The organism is Agromyces humi (genome assembly GCF_009720255.1).
GTDB classification, from domain to species: Bacteria; Actinomycetota; Actinomycetes; order Actinomycetales; family Microbacteriaceae; genus Agromyces; species Agromyces humi.
On record NZ_WJSP02000374.1, the window covers coordinates 1 to 3,557 of the forward strand.

3 protein-coding genes, 1 tRNA gene and 1 pseudogene are annotated in these 3,557 nt (G+C 69.9%); all 5 read right to left on the reverse strand.

Features of this window, described 5'->3' with window-relative positions:
* Nucleotides 1–454, reverse strand: a pseudogene (locus GH736_RS19285) (hypothetical protein); the annotation flags it as partial.
* Complete coding sequence (locus GH736_RS19290) at nucleotides 435–1,328, reverse strand: PP2C family protein-serine/threonine phosphatase (protein ID WP_235934488.1); 894 nt, start codon at nucleotides 1,326–1,328, stop codon at nucleotides 435–437. The gene GH736_RS19290 and the pseudogene GH736_RS19285, both read right to left, overlap by 20 nt.
* Before the next feature lie 131 nt (nucleotides 1,329–1,459).
* Entirely contained in the window at nucleotides 1,460–2,503 is a 1,044-nt protein-coding gene (locus tag GH736_RS19295; protein WP_159606239.1) for a TerC/Alx family metal homeostasis membrane protein, read from the reverse strand.
* 306 nt (nucleotides 2,504–2,809) lie between these two features.
* Nucleotides 2,810–2,882, reverse strand: a tRNA-Glu gene (locus GH736_RS19300).
* A gap of 78 nt (nucleotides 2,883–2,960) precedes the next feature.
* Nucleotides 2,961–3,557 (reverse strand): diacylglycerol kinase (locus GH736_RS19305; protein WP_159606241.1); only part of this gene is annotated, 597 nt, incomplete at its 5' end.

Here is a 3,557-nt window from a genome sequence, read left to right on the forward strand (position 1 = left end):
CGGCCGTCGTGGCGACCGGTTCGACGCCGACGGATGCGACGGCCACGGCGTACACGACCCCCTCGACGAGCGGCAGCCGAGGACGTTCGGCCGGCGCCGCGTCAACCGCTTCGAGACGCACCTCGCCCTCGACCTCGTCGATGAGCCGCTCGGCCCACGTGGAGACGCCCTCACCCGAGACCGTGGTGTCGCCGATCACCACGCGGACGGGCCCGCGGGCCACGACCCGCGCCGACGTGCCGCCCTCACCGCGCACCACGAGCGCGAACGACGGCGTGGCCGCGAGTCCCGACGCGGTGAGCCGGTCGAGGACATGGGGCGTCGGGTCGGGGGCGCCGAGCTCAGCCCACACCGCCGCCACCGCGTCGGCTGCAGTGATCGGAGCCAGGAGGGCGACACGACCGCGCACGGCGGCGAGCCAGTCGCCGGTGGGATCAGGCCGATACGTCGCCATGCTGCCCTCCCCCGGTGCGCGGCGTGGTGTCCTCGGCGGCTCGGGACAGCGAGCCGGTGCGGTCGCGGGTGGTCTCGTCGTCATCGTCGTCATCGCCGAGCAGCGACTCCACCACGATGACGGTGACGTTGTCACGACCGCCGTGCTCGAGCGCGGCATCGACCAGCTCGCCGGCGAGGCCCGCCGCGTGCCCGGTGTCGCCGGCGAGGACCTGTGCGAGCTGCTCGTCGTCGACCTCTTTCGAGAGGCCGTCGGAGCAGATCAGGAACACCTGGCGGCCGGCGGCGGGGATGAGCCACACATCGGGGTCGACGACCTCGTCGGCGCCCATCGCCCGCGTGATCACGTTGCGGTCGGGATGGCGCTCGGCATCCTCGGCGCTGATGAGGCCGGCATCGACGAGCTCCTGCACCGCCGAATGGTCGACGCTGAGCTGCTGCAGCGTGCGTCCGTCCCACGAGTAGACGCGTGAGTCGCCGACGTTGAACACCATCCAGTGGAAGCCCGCGCCGTCGCCCGCGTCGACGAGCGCCACGCCCGTCAGCGTGGTGCCGGCGACCGCCGTGCCCTCCTCGCCCTCGGCGCTCAGCGCGCGGACAGCCTCGTTCGAGCTGTGGATGGCGTCGAGCACCTGCTCGGGCGAGGACGGACGACCGGCCTCGAGGTGGCGGCGGAAGGTCTCGACCACCGTGCGACTCGCGGCATCGCCGCGCGCGTGGCCGCCCATGCCGTCGGCCACGAGATAGACCGGTGCGGCGGCGAGGAACGCGTCTTCGTTCACGCTGCGGACGCGACCCACGTCGCTCTGGGCGCTGTGGGCGATCACGGCGGAACCGCGCGGGAGTCGGACGATGTCCTCGCCATCAGCGGACACGGTTCTCCTCGTCGCAACTCGCCTGCGGGCCCCCCAGGCCCGGGCGCCCCACCCAGGCGCCGCCTCCCCACGCTAGCAACTCCAGGCGGGTCTCGCGGACCGCTGTGGACAGAGCGCCGCCCCCGCCAGGATCAGTGCTCGCGGCGGGGGGCGTCCTCCGTGAAGTGGGGCACCTCGTCCATGAGCTTCACGCCACGGCGCTTCGAGTCGACGCGGGCCTTCACCAGGCTCGCGATCGTCGCCACCGTCATGGCGACCACGATCACCCCGAGCGACGCCCAGGTCGAGATCTCGGGTGCCCATTCGACGGGCTCGCCGCCGTTGAGGAACGGGAGCTCGTTGACGTGCAGGGCGTGGAAGACGAGCTTCACGCCGATGAAGGCGAGGATGAACGCGATGCCGTACTTGAGGTACTCGAGCCGCTCGAGCAGGCCGCCGAGGAGGAAGTAGAGCTGACGGAGGCCCATCAGCGCGAACACGTTGGCCGTGAAGACGATGAACGCCGACTGCGTGATGCCGAAGATGGCCGGGATCGAATCCAGCGCGAAGAGCAGGTCGGTCGTGCCGATCGCGATGAACACGATGAGGATCGGCGTGAACATGCGCGTGCCGTCGACGGTGGTGCGCAGCTTGATGCCGTCGTAGTCGTCGGAGATGCGAATCCGCTTGCGGAGCATCCGCACGAGTGCGCTCTCGGTCTCCTCGGCGCTCTCCTCGCGGTGCAGGAACGCCTGCTGGATCGCCGTCCAGACGAGCCAGGCGCCGAAGATGTAGAAGATCCAGCTGAAGTTCTCGATGAGCTGGGCGCCGAGCAGGATGAACACCCCGCGGAAGATCAGCGCGAGGATGATGCCCACCATGAGCACCTCCTGCTGCATCTTCTTCGGCACCGAGAACCTCGCCATGATGATGACGAACACGAAGAGGTTGTCGATCGAGAGGCTGTACTCCGTGAGCCAGCCGACGACGAACTGGCCGGCGTGCTCGGCGTCGCCGAGCAGCAGCATGAGCAGTGCGAACACGAGCGCGAGCGCCACGTAGAAGACCACCCACAGGGTCGACTCCCGGAACGACGGCACGTGGGGCCGCTTGATGACGAGCAGCAGGTCACCGATGAGGATGAGGGTCAGGACCACGAGGGAGCCGACTTCGAACCAGACGGGGAGTTCGAGCACAGGGAGCCTTCCGGGGTTAGTGGGTACAGGTGGACCCGAAAGTCTCTCCCGACCGCGCCCTCGGCGCGCCGCCACGCCCGGAGCGGCGTCTCTGGCGCTCGTACTGACGATCGTGGCCCGAGGCGTGCGCCTCGCGGGATACTCCCCTTCGCTCAGCCGAGTCTAGCGGAGGGCGAGCGGATGCCGCAGCGCGCGGCCATAGCCGCCGAACCCGTCGTGACCGAGGGCGGCGGCATGGATCGGAGTCGACGCATGCCTGCCCAGAAATGCAGAAAACCCCCGGATGACCGGGGGTTTTCTTTGTTGTGACCCCAGCGGGATTTGAACCCGCGCTGCCGCCGTGAGAGGGCGGTGTCCTAGGCCGCTAAACGATGGGGCCGAATCGACAACTTGAAGAGTATGACACAGGCTCGCGGCTCCCGCAAAATCGACGCCGCCGCGGCATCCGTCGCCGTGATCATGCGAAGACCGACAGGGCCCCGGGCACCACGTCGACCTCGATCGGGAGCCGGCCGATGCGCTCCCCGTCGGCATACGCGACGATGTCGTCGGCCTCGATGCGCACCCGGCTCGCCCGCACGAACTCGACCGCGGGGTGGTCGACGTGGGTGCCCGCGAACACCTTCGGGAACACGCGGACGAGCGCCGAACGGGACAGCGGGTGCACGATGAAGACGTCGAGCAGCCCATCCGCGAGGTCGGCGTGCGGCACGATGCGCATGCCGCCGCCCAGCGAGGGATTGTTCGCGACGGACACGAGCATCGCCCGCTGCTCGCGGCGCACCCCGTCGATCGTGATGACATACGTGCGGGGACGGAACGTGGCCAGCTCGCGGGCGAGGGCGAGCGTGTACCGACTCGGGCCGCGGGGACGGGTCATCCGGTTCGCCCGCTCGTTGACGACCGCGTCGAAGCCCGCCGAGACCACGCTCGCGAACCACGTGCGCAGGTCGCCGTGCCGGATGACCCCGGCATCGATCCGCCTGGGCTCGCGGTCGAGCGCGGCGAGCAGCGCGTCGGTCGCGGCTGCGGGATCGTCGTACGGCAGCCCCAG